Genomic DNA, 16,689 nt, shown 5'->3' on the forward strand with positions numbered 1-16,689 from the left:
GAATTCAATATTGTACTTAAAGGCCTATCCTAATTTTAGGATAGGCCTTTTTTGTTATGGCTTAGAATCAGTTTGGATAGGTAGCATCATATTTTAACCTATTTTTGACCCTTAAAAACAGGGGCTTGTTATTCAATTCTTTTGAATTTTTGGTTTTTCTGATTGTTGTTTTCGGGCTGTATTGGTTCGTTTTCAACAAAAAGATCAGGCATCAGAATATATTGTTGCTGTTGGCTTCCTACATCTTTTATGGATGGTGGGACTATAGGTTTCTGTCCCTTATAATTTTATCTACCCTCGTTGATTATTTTGTAGGCTTGCAGATTCATGGAACAACGAAGGCTTCCCGCAAAAAAGTCTTACTTGGGATTAGTATGGCCTTTAATATTGGGCTATTGGCGTTCTTTAAATACTTCAATTTTTTTGTGGATTCATGGATCCAACTATTGAACAGTGTGGGGTATCAGACACAAAATACATGGTCGCTCAACATCATACTTCCTGTAGGGATTTCCTTCTATACCTTCCAGACCATGTCCTACACCATTGATGTATACAGAAACAAACTAGTGCCTACCAAGGACTTCATTTCCTTCGCGGCCTTTGTTTCCTTCTTTCCGCAGTTGGTTGCAGGACCTATTGAACGGGCCTCCAATTTGCTTCCACAAATATTGGGAAAAAGGACTTTTTCGTATGAAAATGGTATTCAGGGGTTGCGGCTCATTCTATGGGGCTTGGTGAAAAAGGTGGTAATTGCGGATGTTTTGGCCCTCAAAGTGGACGATATCTTTCTAAATTACCATGATTTTGGGGGCGGTGTTCTCTGGTTGGGAGCGGTTTATTTTGCCATTCAGATCTATTGTGATTTTAGTGGATATTCAGACATCGCGATTGGGGTTTCCAAATTGTTCGGTATCGAATTGATGTCCAATTTCAAGTTCCCCTACTTTTCACGGAACGTGGGGGAATTTTGGCGCAGATGGCACATATCCCTATCCACCTGGTTTAGGGATTACCTCTATATTCCCCTGGGCGGTTCCCGTAAAGGAAAATTAAAATCACTGAGGAACGTATTTATTATATTCTTGGTCAGTGGTTTATGGCATGGTGCCAATTGGACCTTTGTGGTGTGGGGCGGTGTCCATGCCCTGCTGTTCGTGCCAAGTTATATCTCGGGGCGAAACAGAACATATACCAGTGACATCGTCGCGGAAAATTCTTGGTTTCCAACACTGAAGGAACTGGGTCAAGTTTTACTTACATTTTTCTTGGTGGTACTGGCCTGGGTTTTTTTCCGCAGTGCATCCTTGACATCGGCTTTGGAATATATAAGCTTTATGTTTACAAAATTCGATTTTCCGCTTATCTATAAAAACGGATTGTACAGTGTGGGTTCCCTGTTGTTTTTGGATTGGATCTTTAGAAAGGACGAGCGGCTCAATTTTCCCTTTTTAAAATCGGTCAATAAAAAAATACTCGGCCTCGTAGAAGTCATAGTTATCCTGGTCGTGGTATATCTGATCAGTTTGAATACAAGTTCCAGTCAATTCATTTATTTTCAGTTTTAGATGAAGGCATTTCTCAAAAAGGCGGCTTTTTTTGGTTTGACGGTGCTAACGTATTTCTCGGCCACGAGCATCTATAATTACACTATTGACCCCTATGGAATTTTTGGAAATAGAAGGGAATTCAGGGCTATACGTCCCAATGAGCATAGTTTAAAAACGAATTTTGTCCTTCAAAACCCTCAAAAGTTCAACAGCTTTTTATTTTCCAATTCCAAGGGAGGCGTTCTTCATGTGAACCAATTGAATACTTCAGAAGATTCATGGTACAATATGACCTATTCCCTGGGAACCCCAGAGGAATTCTACAATAGCCTTGTATTGCTGCTTGAAAACGGTGTTCAAGTAAATAACATAATCTTAGGCATGGACGAAGGGGTTATTTATGAAAGAACTAGCTCGCATGAGAACGACGCCTCTCGTAAGTTCGTGAACTTACAAGAGGATAAAATCCAATGGGAGTTTCTGTTCTTGCCCATTTCCATCAAAAAAATTCTGGGGGCCGATCTGAGTAAAAAGTATATTGAGCATGATATATATACCGATGGCAATTATTACGCACACAATGCCTATGAAGCCGATTGTATTTCCCATGAAAACTTGGAACTTGTAGATTTCCCGCATGCAGCACCCATACAGCCGCTGGATTTTTCTTCACAGATTGAAATCCTTGAAAAAATTAGATCCTTATGCGGGCAAAAGGGCATCCAGTTGACATTTTTGGTACATCCCAGCTCCTTTGAAAATTATGTAAACTCCACCGAAAGAAGGATGCAGTTCGAATACCTTTTGAAAACTTTGGAGAACAAGGGTTTTAAGCTTTTTAGACCTTATGGTGCCAAATTAATGCGAATGAGTCCGTGTTATTGGTTGGATAAGCACCACTATACCCAAAATATTGGAAACGTTATTTTACAGGAATATTCCAAAAATTGGGCCAACGATTCCATAGCACAGTAAAGAATATCTTTGTAAAAAACCTTTTTGAATGCAGGTAACCACCAAGGGCATCGTTCTAACTTCCATTAAATATGGGGATACCAGTTTGATCGTACGGATTTTTACGGAGTCCGATGGTCTAAAATCGTACCTGCTTCGCGGAATATTGGCCACTAAAAAAGGAAAGGTAAAAAAGGCCCTGTTTCAGCCCTTGACACAATTGGAGCTTGTTGCCACACACAGAAATAAGGGATCTTTGGAAAGTGTTAAGGAGGCGAGGCTGCATTACCATTATCAAGATTTGCATACCAACATTGTGAAAAATGCCATGGCGCTATTTTTGGCGGAAATGCTGGCCAATAGCATCCATGAGGAAGAGGCAAACCCAGAACTTTTCCATTTTTTGGAAGCGGCCTTGCAATGGTTGGATATCCATACGGAAACCTCCAATTTTCATCTCTACTTTTTGATCCTACTGACCAAATACTTAGGGTTTTACCCAGATGTGAACAATATGGATGCTTCCTATTTTGATTTGCTGGAGGGCGAATTTGTAGCTACTACATCCTTAAACCCTATTTTATCGGGAGAAAATCTTTTATTTTTCAAATCATTTTTAGGCATAAATTTTGATGCAATTAACACGATAAAAATGAGAAAGAACAACAGGCAAGAACTGCTCCAATCCTTGGTTTTGTATTACGAGTTGCACTTACAAGGTTTTAGAAAACCCAAGTCATTGGCGGTTCTTCATGAGGTCTTTGGTTAATATGAGGCGATTTTTACCCCTTATTTTTTTTCTATACTGCTATGTAGGATGGTCACAACAGGTGACCGTTTTGGATGGCGATACGCGCGAACCTATACCAAACGTGGCAGTTTTCAATCCGGATAAGACCATAATCAGTGTGACGGATTTTGACGGAAATTTCGATTTCGCCACTTTTTTGAAGGTAGATAGGTTGACCCTGCGACATCTGAGTTATGAAACCAAAAAAGTTACCCGACTCCAGATAGTCAAGAATGGATATAAGATTTATTTACAAATGAGACCTGAACGCTTGGATGAGGTGGTCATGTCGGTTTCCAAGTGGGAACAACAAAAAAAGGAAGTTCCCAACAAAATTGTATCCATAGACGCCCAGACCATTGCCTTGAATACGCCACAGACCTCTGCGGATCTATTGCAAAGTAGCGGAAAGGTTTTTGTGCAAAAAAGTCAGCTGGGCGGGGGGAGCCCTATGATAAGGGGTTTTGCCACAAACAGATTGGTGCTTTCCGTGGACGGGGTGCGTATGAACAATGCCATATTTAGGGGAGGCAATTTGCAGAATGTCATCTCCATCGACCCCTTCAACATCCGAAATACCGAAATTATCTTTGGTCCGGGTTCCGTTATTTATGGAAGCGATGCAATAGGCGGGGTTATGAACTTCTACACCAAGCAGCCCACGCTAAGCCAAAAGGAGACGACCGAATTTTCAGGGAATGCCAACTACCGATTTTCCTCGGCAAATATGGAAAATACGGTTCACGCCGATGTAAACATAGGAAAGGAGAAATGGGCTTCCTTAACGAGTTTTTCCTATAATAGTTTTCAGGATTTGACCATGGGCAGCCATGGCCCCGATTCCTACCTGAGAAACAATTTTGTCATGACCCGAAATGGGGAAGATGTACTTGTGCCAAACAACAATCCAAGAAAGCAAGTTCCCACGGGTTACGATCAAAGGAATTTTATGCAGAAATTCCTATTCAGACCCCATGTTAACTGGGACTTGAATCTGGGAATCCATTATTCAGAAACATCGGACTATTCCAGATATGACCGGCTCATTAGACCTTCAAGGGATGGCTTGGGGTTACGGTCGGCCGAGTGGTATTACGGCCCCCAAAAATGGTTCATGGGAAATATGCAATTAAAAAAGAAGGGCAACGGAAAATTGTACGATGGATTGAAATTGACCGCAGCCTACCAGTTTTTTGAAGAAAGTAGGAGCAATCGGGATTTTGGAGGTTCCATTTTAAATACCACAAAGGAAAAAGTGGATGCACTGAACCTAAATCTGGATTTTGAAAACAAGAAAATCGGGAATTTCAAACTGTATTACGGCGGGGAATTTATTTTTAACAATGTTGGATCAACAGGTTTGGACACCAATATCGCTACCGGGGAAAGGGCATCGGCAGCTTCCAGATATCCGGACGGAGCTACCTGGAAAAGTCTGGCGGGATATTTGAACGGAGAATACAAGGCCAAGCCCAATTTTATTATCATGTCCGGTTTACGGTATAGCCATGTTTGGATAGACGCATTGTTTGACCGTACCTTTTACGCCTTTCCTTTTGAGAATGCCGATGTAAGTACGGGCGCATTAACCGGGAGTTTGGGTTTTAGTTGGTTTCCAAGACAGAACCTACAAATTACGTTTAACGGGTCTACAGGATTTAGGGCACCCAATGTAGACGATATCGGAAAAATATTTGATTCGGAACCAGGATCGGTAGTCGTTCCAAATCCGGATTTGGAATCTGAATACGCATATAATTTGGAGTTGGGGATACAAAAGAACTTTGGGGATAAGCTTGTACTCAAAGGGGCCACCTTTTACACGTACTTGGTAGATGCCTTGGTCCGAAGGGATTTTACCTTTAATGGTGTTTCCCAAATTGAATATGGAGGAGAGTTGAGCAATGTGCAGGCCATCCAGAATGCCGCAAAAGCGTACGTGTATGGATTTGAGTTTGGTCTGGATGCCTATTTGACGGACCATTGGTCCCTCGCTTCCAATTTTACCATTACCGAAGGGATAGAAGAAGAAGAGGACGGAACGGATTCTCCGGCAAGGCATGCCCCTCCCACTTTTGGCGATTTTCATGTTAAATGGAAGCGGGAAAGGATTTCGACCGACTTTTTCCTCAACTATAATGGAGAGGTGGCCAATGATGACCTGGCCATATCGGAACAGTCCAAGGATTATATCTATGCCAAGGACGAAAACGGCGATCCTTTTTCACCATCCTGGTATACCTTGAACTTTCGCTCCCAATATGCAATTGCGAACAATCTTAACGCGACCCTAAGCTTGGAGAACATTACAAATCAGCGGTATAGAACGTATTCCTCTGGAATCGTGGCACCTGGAAGTAATTTGATATTGGGAATTGGGTACCACTTTTAAAATAAAAAAGACCCGTCAATCGGGCCTTTTTGTTCAGAATTCCTACGTTTCCCATTTAAGGAAAGTACAGGTTTTTTATTGTGAAATTTTATCAGCCGCTTCCTTGGTTGCGTTCTTTACGTCCTCACCAATTTTTTTGGCTTTGTCCATAGCCTCTTCTCCAGCCTCCTTAGCGGAGTCAAGGGCATTCTCTCCTGCTTCCTTGGCGGAATCAATAGCTTTTTCCCCAGCTTCTTTCATGCTTTCACCTGCTTCCTTGGCTTTGTCCATAGCGTCTTCACCAGCTTCTTTTAGATCATTTCCGGTTTCTTCAAGGGCTTCTTCCGCTTGGCTAGCGGCATCTTTTGCTTTTTCGGCTGTTTCCCTGCAGGACACAAAAGACATGCTTAAGGCCAAAACTAAAATCGTGCTTACTACTAATTTTTTCATGGTGTTAATTTTTTAGTGTTTGTATAGCTATATACGTAGCGAGGCTCATTTTGGATTAAAGCTCATGTTTTCGCTAGTCAGGGATTTTCTTATTTAACCCATTTCATTGTTTGGTAGAACAACAGTTCCAACTAAATTAATTAATTTTGCAGGCTTAAAACCCAGAACCATAAGCATTTCGTATGAAGTTCGCAGAATACAAGGGATTGGACTTACCCAAAGTTGCAGAAGAAGTTTTAGACTACTGGAAAACGGCCAATATTTTTGACAAAAGTATTTCTTCTAGGGAGGGCAAGGAAAGTTATGTCTTTTTTGAAGGCCCGCCGTCTGCCAACGGAATGCCAGGTATTCACCATGTCATGGCGCGTACCATCAAGGATATCTTTCCCAGGTACAAGACCATGAAAGGCTTTCAGGTGAAACGAAAGGCTGGCTGGGATACCCACGGACTGCCCATTGAATTGGGTGTGGAAAAGGAACTTGGCATAACCAAGGAAGATATTGGGGTAAAAATATCGGTGGAGGAATATAACGCCGCTTGTAAAAAGGCGGTAATGCGCTATACAGATGTTTGGAACGCCATGACGGAACAAGTAGGGTATTGGGTGGATATGGACGACCCTTACATTACCTACAAGTCGAAATACATGGAATCTGTTTGGTGGTTGTTGAAACAGATATACAATAAAGGACTAATTTATAAGGGGTACACCATACAGCCCTATTCGCCTAAGGCGGGAACGGGATTGAGTTCCCATGAATTGAACCAACCGGGAACGTACCAAGATGTTAAGGATACCACAGTAACGGCCCAATTCAAAAGCCCCCTAACCCCCAAAGGGGGAACGGAAAAGGATATCTTCAAGGCATTTGGAGTCGCCCCTCCTTTGGAAGGTACAGGAGAGGCTTTTTTCCTGGCTTGGACAACAACCCCGTGGACACTTCCTTCAAATACGGCTTTGACCGTTGGCCCTAAGATCGATTATGTATTGGTAAGGTCTTACAATCAATATACTTTTGAACCCATGTATGTTGTTTTGGCCAAGAATTTGGTCGGAAAGCAATTTGCGGGAAAATATGTTGAGGTATCCGAAGCATCGGATTTATTGACATACAAAGCGGAAGACAAAAAGATACCCTATCAGATTTTATCGGAAACAAAAGGTGAAAATTTGGTCGGTATCAAGTACGAACAATTATTGCCCTATGTACTGCCTTATGAAAATGCGGAAAATGCATTTCGGGTTATATCCGGGGATTTCGTTACCACGGAAGACGGTACGGGAATCGTACACACCGCTCCTACATTTGGTTCGGATGATGCCTTCGTGGCAAAGCAGGCCGTGCCGGAAATACCTCCTATGTTGGTTTTGGACGAAAATGCCAATCCTGTACCCTTAGTGGATTTACAGGGGAAGTTTAGACCAGAATTGAAGGAACTGGGCGGAAAGTACGTGAAAAATGAATACTACGAGGAGGGAGAGGCCCCTGAGCGTTCCGTAGATGTAGAAATTGCAATTAAACTTAAAGAGGAAAACAAGGCTTTCAAGGTTGAAAAGTACGTTCACAGCTATCCAAACTGTTGGCGTACGGATAAGCCTATTTTATATTATCCGCTGGATTCCTGGTTCATTAAGGTTACAGATATTAAGGACAGGATGTTCGAGCTGAACCAATCTATCAATTGGAAACCAAAGGCAACTGGTGAGGGACGTTTTGGAAATTGGTTAGCCAACGCTAATGATTGGAATTTGTCCAGATCACGGTATTGGGGAATTCCCTTGCCCATATGGAGAACAAGCGATGGAAAGGAAGAATTGATCATTGGTTCCGTTGCCGAATTGAAGTCCGAAATGCAAAAGGCCTTGGAAGCCGGCGTGATGGAGAAGGATATTTTTGAGGACTTTGTGGTTGGTGATATGTCCGAAGCAAACTATGAAAGAATAGACCTGCATAAAAATATCGTTGATCAGATAACCTTGGTTTCTCCGTCCGGAAAACCCATGAAGCGGGAAAGCGACCTCATCGATGTTTGGTTCGATAGTGGTTCCATGCCCTATGCCCAGTGGCATTATCCATTTGAGAACAAGGAACTCATCGACACGGGCAAGACCTTTCCGGCCGATTTTATCGCGGAAGGTGTTGACCAGACGAGGGGATGGTTTTACACGCTACATGCCATAGGTACCATGGTGTTCGATTCCGTGGCCTATAAAAATGTGGTTTCAAACGGACTTGTGCTGGACAAGGAAGGGAAAAAAATGTCCAAAAGATTGGGCAACGCCGTAGACCCCTTTGATACGATGAAGGAGCATGGAGCAGATGCCACACGCTGGTATATGATCAGTAATGCGAACCCATGGGACAACCTAAAATTTGATCCGGAGGGCATTGTTGAAGTGAAGCGAAAATTCTTCGGGACACTTTACAACACCTATTCCTTCTTTGCGCTGTACGCAAATATCGATTCATTTAGTTTTTCCGAGGAAAATATACCCGTGGAGGAGAGACCGGAAATAGACCGTTGGATTTTATCAGAACTCAATTCATTGATCGCTTTGGTCGATGATGCCTATGCAGATTATGAACCTACCAAGGCTACGAGGGCAATTTCGGATTTCGTACAGGAAAACCTAAGCAATTGGTACGTTCGTCTGTGCAGGAGAAGGTTCTGGAAAGGTGATTACCAAAAGGACAAGATCGCTGCCTATCAAACACTTTATACCTGTTTGGTCACGGTAGCCAAACTTTCCGCGCCCGTGGCACCGTTCTTTATGGACAGGCTGTACAAAGACCTGATTGCCACTACCAATTTGGAACCCTTTGAAAGTGTCCATTTGGCAGATTTCCCAACGACGGTCAAGAATATGATCGATTCGGCCTTGGAACAAAAGATGCAAAAGGCCCAAACGATATCGTCCTTGGTTTTATCGATACGGCAAAAGGAAAAGATAAAGGTGCGGCAACCGCTGCAAAAAATCATGATTCCTATTTTGGACGAGCAGGATAGAAAAGATATTTTGGCCGTATCGGACCTGATAAAATCGGAAGTAAACGTAAAGGAAATTGAACTTTTGGACGATGCATCTGGAGTGCTGGTCAAACGTATAAAACCCAATTTCAAGACTTTGGGGCCAAAGTTCGGCAAGGAAATGAAGCAAATTGCGAATGCTATAAGTGCTCTAAATCAGGCAGATATCCAAAAAATTGAGCAAGAAGGCGAATTATCCCTTCAAATAGAAAATAAAAGTATTATTTTACAGTTTCAGGATGTAGAGATAAGTTCCCAGGATATTGAAGGTTGGTTGGTGGCCACATCCGGCAAGACAACGGTTGCGCTGGATATCACCATCAATGAGGACCTAAAGAAAGAAGGTATCGCAAGGGAACTGGTCAACAGAATCCAAAATTTAAGAAAGGAATCTGGTTTTGAAGTCACCGATAGAATTGACATTAGGATGCAAAAGGACGGTCTGGTAGAACAGGCGGTGACCAGCAATCTAAATTATATCAAAGCGGAAACTTTGACAGCGGAATTGAATTTTGAGGAATATTTAGAGAATGGCACTGAAATTGCCTTCGATGAAGTGAACACTAAATTGTTTATTGCAAAACATTAACGAGATGGCAGAAGATTTAAAAGTAAGATACTCGGACAAGGATTTGGCGGAGTTCAAGGAATTGATAGAGGAAAAAATAGAAAAAGCTAAAAGTCATTTGGAACTTCTTAAAAGTTCTTATATGAACGATGGGAATAATGGTACAGATGATACTTCCCCAACCTTTAAGGCCTTTGAGGAAGGTTCCGAGACCATGAGCAAGGAAGCGAATACCCAATTGGCCATTCGGCAGGAAAAGTTCATTAGGGACTTAAAAAATGCCTTGCTTAGAATAGAGAATAAAACCTACGGCATTTGCCGGATAACGGGGAAACTCATCAACAAAGAGCGTTTGAAATTGGTACCGCATGCTACCTTGAGTATCGAAGCCAAGAATATGCAAAAATAATCAAAACGCCTCTCGGGGCGTTTTTTAATGGTCCGTTGTGAAATTGTTCCCGTTCGTCTTATTGATAATTGCAACCCAAGGTTTCGCACAAAAGATGGTGCATAAGGTCTTGTTGGGCGAATCCGTCAACCTTATCCAGGTCAATGCCGAAAATTGTTATGAGGTCATTTTGGAAACTGTTGAGGGCAAAGCGGTAGAAGTGGATGCACAAATGGATGGGGAATATAGCGAGGACCTGCAAATGAATGTTTCGGAAGAGGGAAATACATTGGTGCTTGGCGCCGGTTTTCAACCAAGTTTTGTAAATCCAAATGACAAATTAAGCACGCACAAAGTGGTATCCATTGCCTTAAAGATTAAAGTGCCCACTTACAAAGATGTAGAGGTGTACGGAAAGAGCGCTAGGATCGTGGCATTTGGGGATTACTCCCGTCTGGATGTTACCCTTTCTGATGGAACCTCCGAACTTCATAAGGTCTCCGGAGAAGTCAAGGTAAGGACCCAAAGTGGCAATATAATAGTGTATGCAACCAGTGGAAATATTATGGCGAAAACCAAATATGGTACGTATCTAAAAAATCCTATTCCAAACGGAGATGATAAGTACTATTTAAATTCTACAACCGGGAATATCGTACTGAACAAAACCGAATAATATTTCTATTTTTGCCCGGTCAAACAAGATCATGAACATAAAGAAGTCCATTTTATTAATTGTAGTGATTCTCCTAATTGATCAATGGAGCAAGATATATATCAAAACGCACTTCGTTTTGGGCGAATCAGTGGATGTTTTCAATTGGTTCAAGATTCTATTTATCGAAAACGAGGGTGCGGCCTGGGGTGCCAAGCTTAGTGATGTACTCCCAATTTCTGATGCCACTGGAAAATTGGTATTGACCATTTTTAGGTTGTTTGCCATTTTTGGCATTGGCTATTGGTTGCACGATGTGGTCAGGAAACAATCATCCAAAACTTTGATAGTGGCCGTTTCCCTTATATTCGCAGGTGCCTTGGGGAATATCCTGGACTCTGTTTTTTATGGCCTTATCTTTGATGACAGTTACAATCACGTTGCAACTTTATTCTCGGACGAGCCTTATGGGAAGGCATTTTATGGTAAAGTAGTGGATATGCTCTATTTTCCATTGGTGGATACTACTTGGCCGGATTGGATGCCCTTTGTGGGAGGTAAGAATTTTCGATTTTTTGAGCCCGTTTTTAATATAGCCGATACGGCCATAAGCACAGGTGTAGGGATTTTATTGGTTTTTAACAAAAGGGCTTTTGGGAAGAACGATGAGGAAAATACCGATGAAGTGGGCGTGGAAACTTCTGAAACCTTTGAACAACCTCAGGAACCAACAAAGGAATAGTTTTTTTGTGGGGTAACACAGTAATCCAATGGAATGTCTCCCGGGAAGACGTCTGTAATCAATTCCTCCGCATCAAAAAAACTGAGACCAACTTTTAAAACATCAGGTCTGCAGCTCGCTAAAAATGTATCGTAATATCCTTTGCCATAACCAACCCTATGACCTATTGTATCAAATGCCAATAGTGGAATGAAAACAACATCGATCATATTTGGGTCAATCTGTATACCGTCGACGGGTTCCGGTACCCCCCAGGAATTGTTCTTGAATTTGGTAGAATCGGTCAATAAATAATGCTCAAGGGTATCCTGCTGAACCTTTGGTACGATTACATACTTGTCCTTGCCTTGAAGAATGGATAATAAATTAATCGTATCAATTTCCTGTTTTGAGGTAATGGGAAGAAATATATGGTAATACTTTTTGGACCAAATAGGAAGTTCCAAAGCCTTATTTGATATATCAAGACTTTTTGCCGCAATCTGTTCTAGAGAAAGCTGTTTTCTAAAAGCTGAATATTTTAGACGCAAATCTTTCTTCAACATGATTGAAAAATGATTTGATGTACCTTAGGCAATGATTATTCTTTTCCTGCGACCGCAAAGAAAACTTTGAAAAATAACATTAGTATGAGGTAGGTTCCAAGTGTTATTATGTAGCTTTCCATATATTAAACAAAAAGTATTCGAGGTTTTGATTGTTTTAAATGTAAGTAAAAAAATCATTAAATCTCCTTGAAAAGCACAATTTTATCGTTAAAAAGCACATTTTTATATGAAAATTAACATAAACGGGAATATAGATAATTTAATAACGAGATTAAGATGCTGATAATCAATTAATTGTGTTGAAAATTAAAAATTGGGTACTTTAACACATTTTAGTGTGAATCCTACATTAATTTATTGAACCATTCTAAAAACTGTTTAGCCTTTACCCGTTCTATTTTTCTGCTTTAAATGCGTTAAAATGATTAGAAAATTTAAGTTGTTTCAAGAAAAGCATGTAAATTCAAATCCAACGATATAAGAACCCGTACCAAAGCTTTATGTCCCAAATTCCCATTGACGTTCAATTAAGTGCACTGCCCAATGGCCCCGGCGTTTATCAATTTTATGACAAGGAAGATAAAATACTGTATGTAGGTAAGGCAAAAAATCTTAAAAAGCGGGTCTCCTCTTATTTTAACAAGAATCATGAATATGGAAAGACCAGAGTACTTGTTAAAAAAATAAAGAGGATCAAGCACATTGTGGTTCCTACAGAATCAGATGCACTTTTGCTGGAGAACAATTTAATAAAGGAATACAAGCCCAGATATAATGTAATGCTCAAGGATGATAAGTCCTACCCTTGGTTGTGTTTAAAAAATGAGCGTTTTCCGAGACTGTTTCCTACCAGAAGGGTCATAAAGGACGGTTCTGAATATTACGGTCCCTACACCAGTATGAAGACGGTTAGGACACTTTTGGACTTGATCAAAAGTGTGTATCCATTACGGACCTGCAACTACGATCTATCCGAAGAAAAAATCAAGGGCGGTAAGTACAAGGTCTGTTTGGAATATCATTTGGGCAATTGTAAAGGCCCTTGTGAAGGCCTTCAAAGTTCTGAGGAATATGACCGACAAATTGCAGACATAAAGGAAATAATCAAAGGAAATTTTAAATCTTCGCTTCATTATTTTAAGGGACAAATGAAAACCTTTGCAGCGGAGATGCGATATGAGGAGGCCCAGCGCATAAAGGATAAAATAGAAGTGTTGGAAAACTATCAGGTAAAATCGACCATCGTAAATCCTAAGATCAGCAATGTGGATGTGTTTACGATTGTGGCCGACAACGCCATGGCCTATGTGAATTTTTTACAATTATCACATGGTTCGATCATAAGGTCCCACACCATGGAAATCAAAAAGAAATTGGATGAGTCCGATGAAGAATTGCTACAATTGGCTATTGTGGAAATAAGGCAACGATTTAATTCGCAATCCAAGGAACTCTATCTTCCTTTTCCCGTGGAACTGGATGAATCCTTGATCATATCCGTTCCAAAGCTTGGAGACAAGAAACGTCTTTTGGAACTATCGGAACGTAATGCGAAGTTTTATAGACAGGAACGTTTCAACCAAATCAAGATCATTGATCCGGATCGCCATACAAATCGCATTATGGCCCAAATGAAAAAGGACTTGAGATTGTCCGAAGAACCAAGGCATATCGAATGTTTTGACAACAGTAATATACAGGGTACCAATCCCGTTGCGGCATGTGTCGTTTTTAAGGATGGCAAACCCAGCAAGAAGGACTATAGGCATTTTAATATCAAGACCGTTACGGGACCGGACGATTTTGCTTCCATGGAGGAAGTGGTGTTTAGAAGATATAAAAGGCTTTTGGAAGAGGAGGAACCATTGCCACAATTAATTATCATAGACGGAGGTAAGGGACAACTTTCTTCAGCTTTAAAAAGTCTGGACATTTTGGGTCTCAGAGGTAAAATAGCTATAGTAGGAATTGCAAAGCGGCTCGAGGAAATTTATTTCCCTGGGGACTCCATACCACTCTATCTGGACAAAAAATCTGAAAGTTTAAAGATTATCCAACATTTAAGGAACGAAGCCCATAGATTTGGTATAACTTTTCATAGAAATAAAAGAAGCAAGAGCGCCATCAATTCTGAACTGGAAAATATTGAAGGTGTGGGAGAGAAAACAGCAAGGGACTTGTTGAAAAAATTTAAGTCCGTTAAGCGAATAAAGGAAGCATCTTTGGATCATTTGGCCGAAGTTGTGGGTACTTCCAAAGCACAAAAAATATATGGGTCGTTTCATTGATTTGGAAATATCGCAAAGCTGGATGCTGAGAATTATACTACTTTCTCTGTTATTTCAGGTATCACTACAAAGTTACTCCCAACAGGATAACCTTAAGAGACCAAAGGTGGGGCTGGTACTCAGTGGTGGAGGTGCGAAGGGAATGGCACACATTGGTGCACTAAAGGTAATTGAGGAAGCAGGCGTAGAAATCGATTATGTTGGTGGAACCAGTATGGGGGCCATAGTGGGAGCCTTGTATGCAGCAGGCTACACGGCCGATCAATTGGATTCTATTTTCAGGGCGACGGATTTCATAAATTTGATTCAGGACAACCTCCCTAGAAATGCAAAAACCTTTTACGAGAAGGAAGATTCTGAACGATACGCATTAACGCTTCCCTTTGATAATTTCAAGATTACCGTACCTACCGCATTTTCAGGTGGGCAAAACATTTATAACGAGCTCGTTAGATTGTTGTATCATGTGAAGGACGTAAACGATTTTTACAAACTCCCTATTCCTTTTGTATGCATAGCTACCGATATTGAGACCGGGGAGGAAGTTGTTTTGGATTCGGGATACCTGCCCCAAGCGATTATGGCAAGTGGAACGCTGCCATCTTTATTCGAGCCCTCAAGTATTGACAACCGTATTCTAATAGATGGTGGAGTAGTCAACAATTATCCCATCGACAAGGTTAGGAATATGGGTGCCGATATCATAATTGGTATTGACGTACAACATGACCTATCCAAGAGGGACGCACTAATGTCCGCAACTGAAATACTTTCTCAGATTAACAATTACAGAACTGTGAGGGACATGGTGCAAAAGTCTAAAAAAACGGACATTTATATAAGACCGGATATTGCAGCTTTTTCAGTAATTCAATTTGACAAGGCTACCGAAATCATTGAAAAAGGTATGATTGCAGCACGTGAAAAGCTCAATGCCCTAAGTGAGATTGGGAGTAACTCAAAAATTGATAAAGATCCTATAAAGTATAAAACATTGAGAGACTCCATAACCATCAATAGATTGATCATTAACGGTAACAATCAACACACAAGAGGTTATGTAAAAGGAAAGCTCCGATTTAATTTGGCAGAACCCATCACGTTTAAAAAATTACAGCAAGGAATTAGCAACTTGACCGCTACGGGCAATTTTACTACCAATAGGTATAAATTGGTTTCGAACGGTACCGGGGAGGATTTGATATTGCGATTGGATGAAACGCCCAATACTTCTTTCATTCGGTTGGGAGCACATTATGACGATTTATATAAAAGTGCAGCTATTATTAATTTTACAAAAAAAAATTTGGTCTTACAGGATGACGTAGCCTCCTTTGATCTTATTCTTGGCGACAATGTGAGGTACAATTTTCAATATTATGTGGATAAAGGAACGTATTGGAGTTTTGGGCTGAACTCAAGGTTCAGTGCCTTCTCCCAGGACATAAATTTTGACCTAATCCGTCAAAATTTTGAGGTTCCCTTTGGTACCAATCTAAACAACTTGAACCTGGATGTATCCGACTTTACCAATCAACTCTACATTCAAACGGTTCTTAGGGAGGAATTCGCCTTTACCTTGGGTGCGGAATATAAGTATTTGAAATATAGTACTCGCACCATTGAACCTTTTTCAGGAGTGGAGGAAAATCTTGTAGGTTCGGCATCTGATGATCGTCTTTATTTTGAAAACGGAAGCTTTTTTAGCGTTTTTGGAAATTTAAAATTGGACACCTATGATGACAGATATTTCCCAACGAAGGGTCTATACTTTGACGGGGACATGCATTATTATATTCTTTCATCTGATTTTAATCAAAATTTCAAGGATTTTTCCATTTCCAAGGCAAGAATGGGTGCAGCTTTCCCAATTTTTAAAAATCTTTCAATGAACATTGAGACAGAAGGAGGTTTTAAATTGGGCACTTCCGGTGTTACCACATTCGATTTTGTTCTTGGAGGATTCGGTACGGATTTGATTAACAATTTCGTTCCTTTTTATGGCTATGATTTTTTAAGCCTCCCTGGCAATAGTTTTGTTAAGGCCTATGGACGTTTGGATTATGAGTTCTATACCAAAAATCATTTATTGTTTTCCGCTAATTACGCCAATGTGGAAGATGATTTATTTAGAACAGGGGAATGGTTTTCATCCCCGGATTTTTCTGGCTATGGAATTGGATATGGTTGGGAGTCGTTTATTGGGCCAATTCAAGTGCTTTACTCATGGTCCCCAGAAGGTAAAAACTCCAATTTTTTCTTCAGTATAGGCTACTGGTTTTAATCTATTTCTTCGATACAAACTTCTATTTTCTTAAGGGATTCACAAATCAGGCTTTCAAATGTGAATTACT

General features: G+C 40.8%; 12 protein-coding genes. 10 read left to right on the forward strand and 2 right to left on the reverse strand.

What is annotated here, in order from left to right:
• Positions 1 to 374 precede the first annotated feature (374 nt).
• Genes FEK29_RS02680 through FEK29_RS02695 form a run of 4 tightly spaced genes read left to right on the forward strand, consistent with a single transcriptional unit; the run spans position 375 to position 5,686 of the window.
• On the forward strand, positions 375 to 1,568 hold the full coding sequence (locus FEK29_RS02680) for an MBOAT family O-acyltransferase (RefSeq protein ID WP_317129159.1): 1,194 nt from the start codon (positions 375 to 377) through the stop codon (positions 1,566 to 1,568).
• Positions 1,569 to 2,525, forward strand: coding sequence for a hypothetical protein (locus tag FEK29_RS02685; RefSeq protein WP_138256850.1), 957 nt, complete (start codon positions 1,569 to 1,571; stop codon positions 2,523 to 2,525). It abuts the gene before it with no gap.
• Positions 2,526 to 2,553: 28 nt separating this feature from the next.
• Positions 2,554 to 3,273 (forward strand): DNA repair protein RecO, encoded by a 720-nt coding sequence (gene recO / locus FEK29_RS02690; RefSeq protein ID WP_138256851.1) that lies wholly within the window; start codon positions 2,554 to 2,556, stop codon positions 3,271 to 3,273.
• 1 nt (position 3,274) lies between these two features.
• The gene (locus FEK29_RS02695; protein ID WP_138256852.1) at positions 3,275 to 5,686 is read left to right on the forward strand and encodes a TonB-dependent receptor; all 2,412 of its coding nucleotides are present in this window, start codon (positions 3,275 to 3,277) and stop codon (positions 5,684 to 5,686) included.
• 75 nt (positions 5,687 to 5,761) lie between these two features.
• On the opposite strand, the gene FEK29_RS02700 is transcribed toward FEK29_RS02695, so the two are convergent.
• Complete coding sequence (locus FEK29_RS02700) at positions 5,762 to 6,115, reverse strand: DUF4175 domain-containing protein (protein WP_138256853.1); 354 nt, start codon at positions 6,113 to 6,115, stop codon at positions 5,762 to 5,764.
• Positions 6,116 to 6,297: 182 nt separating this feature from the next.
• Here FEK29_RS02700 and ileS point away from each other — a divergent pair, with 182 nt between their 5' ends.
• From ileS to FEK29_RS02720, 4 genes are read left to right on the forward strand one after another with little or no spacing between them, the layout of a single operon-like run.
• On the forward strand, positions 6,298 to 9,735 hold the full coding sequence (ileS, locus tag FEK29_RS02705) for an isoleucine--tRNA ligase (RefSeq protein ID WP_138256854.1): 3,438 nt from the start codon (positions 6,298 to 6,300) through the stop codon (positions 9,733 to 9,735).
• Positions 9,736 to 9,739: 4 nt separating this feature from the next.
• Entirely contained in the window at positions 9,740 to 10,123 is a 384-nt protein-coding gene (locus FEK29_RS02710; protein ID WP_099544332.1) for a TraR/DksA family transcriptional regulator, read from the forward strand.
• Between the two features lie 37 nt (positions 10,124 to 10,160).
• Positions 10,161 to 10,778, forward strand: a complete 618-nt coding sequence (locus FEK29_RS02715) for a hypothetical protein (RefSeq protein WP_138256855.1) — start codon at positions 10,161 to 10,163, stop codon at positions 10,776 to 10,778.
• A gap of 31 nt (positions 10,779 to 10,809) precedes the next feature.
• Positions 10,810 to 11,499, forward strand: coding sequence for a lipoprotein signal peptidase (locus FEK29_RS02720; protein WP_138256856.1), 690 nt, complete (start codon positions 10,810 to 10,812; stop codon positions 11,497 to 11,499).
• On the opposite strand, the gene FEK29_RS02725 is transcribed toward FEK29_RS02720, so the two are convergent.
• Positions 11,478 to 12,044, reverse strand: a complete 567-nt coding sequence (locus FEK29_RS02725; protein WP_138256857.1) for a 5-formyltetrahydrofolate cyclo-ligase — start codon at positions 12,042 to 12,044, stop codon at positions 11,478 to 11,480. The two genes, FEK29_RS02720 and FEK29_RS02725, sit on opposite strands and share 22 nt — an antisense overlap.
• A 503-nt stretch (positions 12,045 to 12,547) precedes the next feature.
• Here FEK29_RS02725 and uvrC point away from each other — a divergent pair.
• Positions 12,548 to 14,335 carry an excinuclease ABC subunit UvrC gene (uvrC, locus tag FEK29_RS02730; protein WP_138256858.1) on the forward strand — a complete coding sequence of 596 codons (1,788 nt, stop codon included), beginning with the start codon at positions 12,548 to 12,550 and terminating at the stop codon, positions 14,333 to 14,335.
• On the forward strand, positions 14,319 to 16,619 hold the full coding sequence (locus FEK29_RS02735) for a patatin-like phospholipase family protein (RefSeq protein WP_240042643.1): 2,301 nt from the start codon (positions 14,319 to 14,321) through the stop codon (positions 16,617 to 16,619). The genes uvrC and FEK29_RS02735 overlap by 17 nt, the downstream gene beginning before the upstream one ends.
• Positions 16,620 to 16,689: the final 70 nt, after the last annotated feature.

It is taken from the genome of Maribacter aurantiacus, from assembly GCF_005780245.1.
GTDB classification, from domain to species: Bacteria; Bacteroidota; Bacteroidia; order Flavobacteriales; family Flavobacteriaceae; genus Maribacter; species Maribacter flavus.

What these genes read in the sequence shown, in the direction of transcription:
- FEK29_RS02695 (WP_138256852.1), top strand. Translation starts at nt 3,275, where the DNA reads ATGAGGCGATTTTTACCCCTTATTTTTTTTCTATACTGCTATGTAGGA.
- FEK29_RS02720 (WP_138256856.1), top strand. Translation starts at nt 10,810, where the DNA reads ATGAACATAAAGAAGTCCATTTTATTAATTGTAGTGATTCTCCTAATT.
- uvrC (WP_138256858.1), top strand. Translation starts at nt 12,548, where the DNA reads ATGTCCCAAATTCCCATTGACGTTCAATTAAGTGCACTGCCCAATGGC.
- FEK29_RS02685 (WP_138256850.1), top strand. Translation starts at nt 1,569, where the DNA reads ATGAAGGCATTTCTCAAAAAGGCGGCTTTTTTTGGTTTGACGGTGCTA.
- ileS (WP_138256854.1), top strand. Translation starts at nt 6,298, where the DNA reads ATGAAGTTCGCAGAATACAAGGGATTGGACTTACCCAAAGTTGCAGAA.
- FEK29_RS02710 (WP_099544332.1), top strand. Translation starts at nt 9,740, where the DNA reads ATGGCAGAAGATTTAAAAGTAAGATACTCGGACAAGGATTTGGCGGAG.
- FEK29_RS02735 (WP_240042643.1), top strand. Translation starts at nt 14,319, where the DNA reads ATGGGTCGTTTCATTGATTTGGAAATATCGCAAAGCTGGATGCTGAGA.
- FEK29_RS02680 (WP_317129159.1), top strand. Translation starts at nt 375, where the DNA reads ATGGCCTTTAATATTGGGCTATTGGCGTTCTTTAAATACTTCAATTTT.
- FEK29_RS02700 (WP_138256853.1), bottom strand. Translation starts at nt 6,115, where the DNA reads ATGAAAAAATTAGTAGTAAGCACGATTTTAGTTTTGGCCTTAAGCATG.
- recO (WP_138256851.1), top strand. Translation starts at nt 2,554, where the DNA reads ATGCAGGTAACCACCAAGGGCATCGTTCTAACTTCCATTAAATATGGG.
- FEK29_RS02725 (WP_138256857.1), bottom strand. Translation starts at nt 12,044, where the DNA reads ATGTTGAAGAAAGATTTGCGTCTAAAATATTCAGCTTTTAGAAAACAG.